Below are 6923 nucleotides of genomic sequence, written 5' to 3'. Positions count from 1 at the left end.
CTTTGAGTCGGTAGAGCATTTCTATAAGGAATTAGAGGAGTACATCGATTATTACAACAACAAAAGGATCAAGCAGAAGCTTAACGGGATGACACCAAGCGAATACAGAAAAAAGGCATTAACCAATGGTTAAATAGAACGTGGGGATTTGGGGATTTTCTTTGTCCAACTTTTTGGGGTCACATCAATAGAAGGAAGAGCCCCGGGCCACGGACCGGCTGGGCGGGACAGAGCGCCCTCCCCACGGCAAATAACTCCCCCAAAAAAAGCAAAAACAGCAGATAAATCTGCTATAATAGTAGTAGATACATATTGACTGCCGCCCCGGCTCCGCGGCCTGCGGCATATTCAAGGAGAAATCTATGAGATCAAAAATCGGACTATTATGGCTTCTGCCGGCGCTGTGCGCTCTGCTCTTGTCATCGGCGGCAATGGCCGACATCCAGATTTCCACCGTGGACGAGCTGCTGGAGCTGTGCGGACAGGTGGTGGACGAAGACGTCCAGCTGGAGCCCGGCATTTATGACATTTCCGGCGAGGAGTGGACCCCCATCGCCGAGATCACCGAGGGCCACTGTATAGCCGGCACCGAGTACTCCGTTATCAAGGGTCTCCCCATGAACAGTAGCTACGGCGACTACGCCGGCTTTGTGGCGGTGAACAACGGCAGCATTCAGTCGGTCAACGTCCAGGTGAGCTACGGCTCTCTCGCCAGCGCAACGTTTGCCGGCGTCATAGCGGGCTTCAACGGCGCCAACGCCGACATCTGGGGCTGCCACGTTTACGGCGAGAGCGAGCAGCCCGTAGAGATCAGATCCAACAGTCACTGCGGATATCTGGGAGGCATCTGCGGCTACAATCAGGGAGCCGTGATCTACTGCTCCGTGCGCGACCTCACCCTTTCCGCAGGCGCGGGGACAAGCGCAGGCGGCATCACCGGCAAGACCTTAGGCACCGTAGCCGACAGCACCGTATTTCACACTGCCCTCACCGGCACCAGCCAGTACTCCATCCTGGGCGGCATCACAGCCGAACTGGAAGGTCCCGAAGATGAGGTCCCGGCCTTTGCCGAGTCCAACAACGTGCTCTATTGCGACCTGACCGGCAAGGCCAGCGCCATGGGCGGCATTGCCGGCACTGTCAACAACGGCGAGATAAGCTTTAGCAGAGTCAACTACGTGGGCTTCAGCCACTACGCCCAGGATTCCTGCTATATAGGCGGCCTGGCAGGCAGCGTGGATGGTGACAACAGCAGACTGTCAAACAGCTATTACGCCGACATGAACACCACGGACATGGTGTACGCTCCGAACGACTATGCCGGCGGTATCGTGGGTGTTTACAGCGTATACGTCACGGACCCGGTATTTGTCAAGTGCTACTACGCCACCGACTTTTGCGACGCGTCCCTTTACGGCGCGTACTTCGGCGACTACTCTGACCAGCAATTCGAATCCTGCGCCGGCGTGACCAAGATGGAGATGACTTCGGACGGCTGGGGCATGGACAATCTGGACGAAAGCTTCTACGGCCCCTGGCGCAACGTCGGCCCCGACTGCTACCCCGTCACCAAGGAGGAGATACCCGTCAGGTTTGCCCGTCTCCACAGAGGCGACGACTATCTGCCCCTGGACGGCTACCGGCTGCTGTATGAAGGCATAGACGTTGCCAACATAGGCTTGGTGGCCGACGATTTCGAATTCGATCCGGCAGGTTTTACCATCCAGAACACTGACCCCTTCGACGAGATGCAGATAGAAGTGGACTTCATCACTGTGAACGGCATCGCCATGACCGACCCCTTCCTGGCGGGAGAGTTTGACGAGATATGCTTCTCCGCCGAGGTGGACAACGCCTTCTGCAGAGACTGCCTGGCGCCCAACACGTTTTACGCCATGGACGTCTACACATCCGGCAAAGGCTACTACACCGCCGAAAGCCTGATCCCCCTGCGGGAGGCCATAGACGAGGCTCTGATGGCATTGGAAGAAGCCTATTTGTCCGTAGACCCGAACTGGGGCCAGGAGCTCATTGACAACATGTTCTCCGCCATAGCCGCTCTGGAGGTGCGCGATTATGACGTGATGTTCATCTGCGACGGCGGAACGGTAACTATCGACGGCGGGGATCCGGATGAAACCTGGGTTGTCACTAGTCCCATGGACGAAGTCTTCCTGGTGAAAGCCGAGGCCGGCGAAGGCCGCAGATTCCTGTACTGGGAGGATACCGCCGGCAACATACTGTCCGAAGACCCCGAGTTCGAATACGTCATTTCCAGGGAAACCATTGTCACCGCAGTGACCGCGCCCGCCAACAGCTTCAACTTCGTCTACAAGGACATGTACGGCAAGACCTACAGGACCGACGCCGTCACCGATTTCTCCCAGCTTGCCTATCCCGTGGCAGCCGGACAGGGCGGCCTGAGAACAGGCTACAAGGTCAAGGAGTGGCAGAACGACTACCCCGGCGACCTGCCCGCCAGCGGCGCCGTGACCCGGGACGTGACCTTTACCGCCATGCTCAAAAAGGCCGACTCCTCATATACGGTGAACAGCTGTATATTGTTTGGAGGCGACGTTTGGTTGGATGAAACCGTCACCAAAAAGACCGCTCAGGTATTTACCCGCGTCGCTCCCGAGTTCATGGAGGACACAGAATTCACCTGCTGGATAGACGCCGACACCGGGGAGATCATCTCATGTGACCCCGCGCTGTCCATATCGGTGTATTCCGACCTCAATCTGGCAGCCATTTACGAAGGTCCGTCCTTCATCAGCACCTGCGTGAACCTGTGGGAGCCCATAGTGGAAGGCGGCAAGATAGCCTTCACAGGACAGACAGTCATGGGAGACGACTTTGGCGACGAGGTCATGCACGGCGTGCTGCTCCTCAAGTCCGACGAACCCGTGGGCGAGATACTGTTCGACACCCCGGGAGTGATAGTAGGCAAGTCCTCCGGCTACTCGGCCTACACCAATACCTACATCATCAACAAGAAGAACGTCCAGTCCGGCGACACCTGGTACGGCAGAGCCTTCATCGTCTACAACGATGACATCGGCGAGCGCAAGGTGGTATTTTCGGATATCAAAGGCGCCACCATGCCCTGAGACCTCTTCTGACGTTTCACAGGACGCCCTCTCCCGAGGGCGCCTTTTTTTGCGCCGCCGGGGCCCCTTCGCGGGGCTGCGGAAACGCTATTGTCCCGTTCAAACACAACGTCATTTCGGCGCCTGCGCCCCTCGGAGCAGACACTCTCGGGGTCCCCGAAAAATCGCAGATTTTTTGGGGTGGTTGCGGGGGGACCGACGGCCCATTCCTTACTCTGCCAACGGCAGAGAGGGCCGTTGGGGGGGCCGTATCGCGGGGCTGCGGAAACGCTATTGTCCCGTTCAAACACAACGTCACTTCGGCGGTGAGGGCCACTCGTGCCCTCACCGGTAAGAAGTCCCCTGTAGTGAAACCGCGAGCCCCCGGCCATGGACCAAGCCGGGGTGGGACAAACGGAAAGCGCTCTCATGTACTTTGAGCGTGTACCGAAGACCGGGTCCTCCCCATTTGCCTTCTCCGGCATTGCCGGAGTACGGAAGAGGCAAATGGGTCCCGCCCGAGATCCCTTCCCGGAAATGGCCAAACGCCGGCGGCGTTTGACATATGCCATTTCCGCCGGGATGACGAGAAGTGTTTTCCCCTGCAAAGCTGCAGGCTTTGCAGGGGAAAATCTCAAACAGCCGCAAAAATCTCCAAATGAGTGCTATAATAGAAATAGCACCCAAATACAAGCGCGCTGCCCTTCTGCGGGGTCCGCTTTACGTCAAGGAGTTATTATGAAAAAATCTATCGGACTATTATGGCTTTTGCCGGTCCTGATCGCTCTCCTGCTGCCCGCTGCTGCGGGGGCAGAAACGATCGTCACCACCGTGGATGAGCTGTTGGCGCTGTGCGGCACCACCATCGACGAGGACGTCAGCCTGAACGGCATATTTGACCTGACAGGGCAGCCCTGGACCCCTATCGAAGAGGTCAGTGAGGGCGTGGTGCTGGACGGCAGCGGCGCCACCATCATCGGGCTGGACGTGTCCGCCACCAATGCGGAAGGGACCCACACCGGCCTTGTTGCCGTCAACAAAGGCACCGTCTGCGGCATGAAGATCATGCTGAACGCCGACGCTTCCGCCTATGCTCAGTACAACGGCATCATTGTGGGGGTCAACGAAACCGACGGCTATATCAACGACTGCAGTGTCTGCGCCGACCCCGAGGCAGGCGAGATCACCATCACCAACACCAAGACCGGCGGTATTTTAGGCGCTTTTGCAGGCTACAACAAGGGCTACATCACCCACTGTGTGGCCAGCGACCTCACCTTCGCCGACCAGTGGGGAGCCCATATGGGAGCCATTGCCGGCTACAACCAGTATTACATCTACTCCTGCTTTGCGGACGGCATGAAGTTCATAGGCAACAACGAAGGCACCGTCATAGGCGGCATCACCGCCACGGCCATGGGCGACGTGGAAACCGAAGAGAAATCTTTCGTGACCTTCTGTACCGTGACCTGCTCCTCCATCAGCGGCAAAGGCAGATTCATGGGCGGCGTTGCAGGACAAGTTTCGTTCGGAGACATTTTGAGCAACAGGGTCAACTACGTGGACGTCATCAATGATGACGATGAAGCATATATCTCTTATATGGGAGGCATCATAGGCGGCCTGTTCGACGTCAGCAGTGATTACGCCTCTATAGTGGCCAGCAACTATTACGCCGACAATTACCTCACCGGCATGTCCTGGGGAGATAACGACGTGGCCGGCGCCATCGTGGGCGGCTACTCCGTGGCTTCTTCTCAGAGTGTGTTCATAAGATGCTTCTACTGCACCGACTTCTGCTCCGCTCCTATGGCGGGCAGGAACGACGGGCACGAATACTCCACCACCTTTGACATCTGCGACGGCGTGACCAAGATGGACATGACCGCTCCCGACTGGGCGGAGGAAAACCTGCTGTCCCCCTGGAAGAACACCGGTCCCGACAATTATCCCGTCATCGACGACAGGATCCCCGTATCCTCCACCAGACTCCACAGAGGCAACTCCTACGTGCCCCTCACCAGCGCAAGGATCCTGTGGCAGGGTACCGACCTGACCAACGTAGGTCTGATAGAAGCTGACACGGTGCTGGATCCCGACGATTTCGATATCCTGAACGAAGCAAACCTGCCCCTGGAGCTGGTCTACGTCACCCTCAACGGACAGAGGCTCACCGAGCCCGTCACTGCCGGCGACTATTCCAGGCTCAACTTCTCCGCGGTAGTGGACAACTACTTCGCCCGCGACGAGCTGCAGCCCGTGGTGGACAAGGGCAACGAGCTCTATGACAACGGCATAGGCATCTACAGCATCGACACCCTCACGATACTCAGAGAAGCTCTGGACGAAGCCGAGGCTGCTCTGAGAGATTACTATCTGTTCATCGACGAGGACTGGGGCTGGACGCTGGTTGACGCCATCCAGAACGTGGAGTTTGATTATTTCACCTACTGGGTCGACCTGTTCGGCATCAACGCCAACACCTACGTCAACGACTCTGCCGAATATTACTGCGGCGGCTTCAGCGGAGACACGGTGCGTCTCAACGCCATCCCCGACAGAGGCTACAAGTTCATCTGCTGGAAGGATTCCGCCGGCAACGTGATCTCCGAGGAACCGGAGTTCGAATACACGATCAGCCGCGACACTTACCTGGAAGCCTTAGCGGCTCCCCTGGAGGCCTACAGCTTCATATACAAGGACATGTACGGCAAGGTCTATAAGACCGACGCCGTCACCGACTACAGCCAGCTGGAGTATCCCGCGGAAGCCGGACAGGCCGGCCTGCGCACGGGCTACGTGGTCAAGGAATGGCAGAGCACCTATCCCGGCATCCTGCCCACCGAGGGCCCGGTGACCCAGGACGTGACCTTCACCGCCATCCTCGAAAAGGCCGACACTCTCTACACGGTGGAAGCCAATGCGGGCGACGAAGTGATCGTGAAGCAGATGAAGACTGCCGCAGTGTTCAGAGCCACCGCTCCCGACACCTACAATGATGACGACTTCTCCTACTGGATCGACACCGACACCGGCGAGATAGTGTCCTACTCTCTCAATCTGTCCGTCTCGGTCTATGCCAACATGAGCTTCACCGCGGTTTACAACGGCGGCTGTGACGACACCACCCTGGTGAACCTGTGGACGCCCAACGTGGAAGGCAGCAAGATAGGCTTTACCGCTCAGGTCCAGACCGGTCTGGATTTTGCCAGCGAGGTCATGCACGGCGTGCTGCTGCTGAAGTCCGACGAACCCGTCGATGAGATACTGTTTGACACTCCCGGCGTGATAGTGGGCAAGTCCTCGGGCTACTCGGCCTATACCAAGACCTTTATCATCAACAAGAAGAACGTCGATCCCGGCGACACCTGGTACGGCAGAGCCTTCATCGTTTACATCGACGACGGCGGCGCCCGCAAGGTAGTCTATTCCGACGTAAAGAGCGCCACTTTGCCCTGAGGCACCGGCCGCGCAGAGACGCCCTCGCCCGAGGGCGTCTTTTTTTGCCCGCGGGAAGCGCCTTTTGCAGGCGCCAAACCCCGCGTCATCTCGGCGGTGAGGGCTCCTCATGCCCTCACCGGTAAGAGATCCCGGGGTCCCCGAAAAATCGCAGATTTTTTGGGGTGGTTTGCGGGGGCACCGACGGCCTTTGGCCGTTGGGGGGGGGCCGTATCGCGGGGCAGGGAAGTTCCTCTCGTCTCTGCTGGGCCGGGTCCTTCCCGTCTGCCTTCTCTGTCTCCGACAGAGCAATGAAGAGGCAGCCGGGCCCCTCCCGAGGTCCCTTCCCCAAAACGGCCAAACGCTCTGCGTTTGATATGTTGCCGTTTTGGCCGG

3 protein-coding genes are annotated in these 6923 nt (G+C 58.1%); all 3 read left to right on the top strand.

Translation table 11 applies throughout. The features are described 5' to 3' along the window. A partial coding sequence (locus IK083_05540; GenBank protein ID MBR4749015.1) for an IS3 family transposase occupies nucleotides 1-133 on the top strand: 133 nt, incomplete at its 5' end. A gap of 229 nt (nucleotides 134-362) precedes the next feature. Continuing rightward, entirely contained in the window at nucleotides 363-3110 is a 2748-nt protein-coding gene (locus IK083_05535) for a hypothetical protein (protein MBR4749014.1), read from the top strand. Between the two features lie 717 nt (nucleotides 3111-3827). Then, entirely contained in the window at nucleotides 3828-6548 is a 2721-nt protein-coding gene (locus tag IK083_05530) for a hypothetical protein (GenBank protein ID MBR4749013.1), read from the top strand. The last annotated feature ends 375 nt before the right edge of the window (nucleotides 6549-6923 follow it).

It is taken from the genome of Abditibacteriota bacterium (genome assembly GCA_017552965.1).
Taxonomy (GTDB): Bacteria; Armatimonadota; UBA5829; order UBA5829; family UBA5829; genus RGIG7931.
Note: the sequence above shows the minus strand (reverse complement) of the source record. Positions and strands in the feature narration are given on the sequence as shown.